Here is a 1,199-nt window from a genome sequence, read left to right as displayed (position 1 = left end):
CCGGGCTCCACCGGCGTCCGCTTCAACGAGAGCCTCGGCCAGGGCGGCCGTACGCCCAGTTGCACCATGCGGACCGTCACCGAGCTGACCGGGGTCAAGCCCGACAACTTCATGGTGGCCGACTTCAACGCGGTCAAGACCCTGACCTCGGCGGTCGGCGGGGTCGAGGTCTGTCTCGCGAAGGACATCGACGACCCCGACTCGCACCTGAACCTGCCGGCGGGCAAGCACACCATCGAGGGCGAGGACGCGCTCGCCTTCGTCCGCACCCGGCACTCCGTCGGCTTCGGCGGCGACCTGAGCCGTATCGAACTCCAGCAGCAGTTCCTCAGCTCGCTGATGCGCAAGCTCAAGTCCAACGACACCCTCACCAGCCCGACGAAGATGGTGAAGCTGGCCGAGGCGGGCACCAACGCGCTGACCGTCGACGCCAAGCTGGACGACATCGGCAAACTGAAGGACCTCGGTCTGGAGCTGGGCAAGCTCAACATCAAGAACCTGACCTTCGCCACGGTGCCGGTCAAGGACAACCCGGCCGAGAAGACGCCGGTGACCGTCGTCCTCAAGGAGGGGGACGCCCAGCAGGTCTTCGACATGGTCAAGAACGACGTCTCCTTCACCGAGGTCGAGCAGAAGAAGAAGGCGAAGCAGAAGAAGGAGGACGCGGCCGTCGCCGCCCGCCTGGAGGGCGAGAAGTCGGAGCCCGCCGAGGTCCGCGTCCGCATCCTCAACGGCGGCGCCTCCTCCGGCAGCGCGGGACGGGAGCTGACCTACCTCCAGAACGAGGCCGGGATCACCAAGTCCGAGAACGCGGGCAACGCACCGGCCGACATCGCCAGGACCACCCTGGAGTACGCCCCCGACCAGGCCGACCAGGCCCGCGCCCTCGCCGAGATCCTCGGCCTGTCCGGCGCCGCCATGAAGCCCGGCGAGAGCGTCACCAACTCCCAGGGCCTGCCCGCCATGACCCTCACCCTCGGCAAGGACTTCAAGGGCGCCGGGGTCAAGCTCGACGCCACCTCCGGCGAGGCCCCGAAGGACCTCCAGAAGTCCACGGCGGACAAGGTCGAGTGCGCGAAGTGACCTGAGGGGCCCTGCGCGCGTCTGACAGTACGACAGTCCGTCGGCCGAACGGTCCTTCGGTGAACAATCCACCGTCCTCCGTACAGCCAACGACGGGCTTCGTACGTCCAACTGTG

General features: G+C 67.6%; 1 protein-coding gene. It reads left to right on the top strand.

Annotated features, from left to right (window positions below):
• Positions 1-1,083, top strand: a 1,083-nt coding sequence (locus tag AB0E98_RS33835) for an LCP family protein (RefSeq protein WP_361710337.1), incomplete at its 5' end; no start/stop codon positions are given.
• Positions 1,084-1,199 lie beyond the last annotated feature (116 nt).

Origin of the sequence: Streptomyces sp. NPDC037389 (genome assembly GCF_040636475.1) — a bacterium.
In the GTDB taxonomy this organism is placed as follows: Bacteria; Actinomycetota; Actinomycetes; order Streptomycetales; family Streptomycetaceae; genus Streptomyces; species Streptomyces hesseae.
Note: the sequence above shows the minus strand (reverse complement) of the source record. Positions and strands in the feature narration are given on the sequence as shown.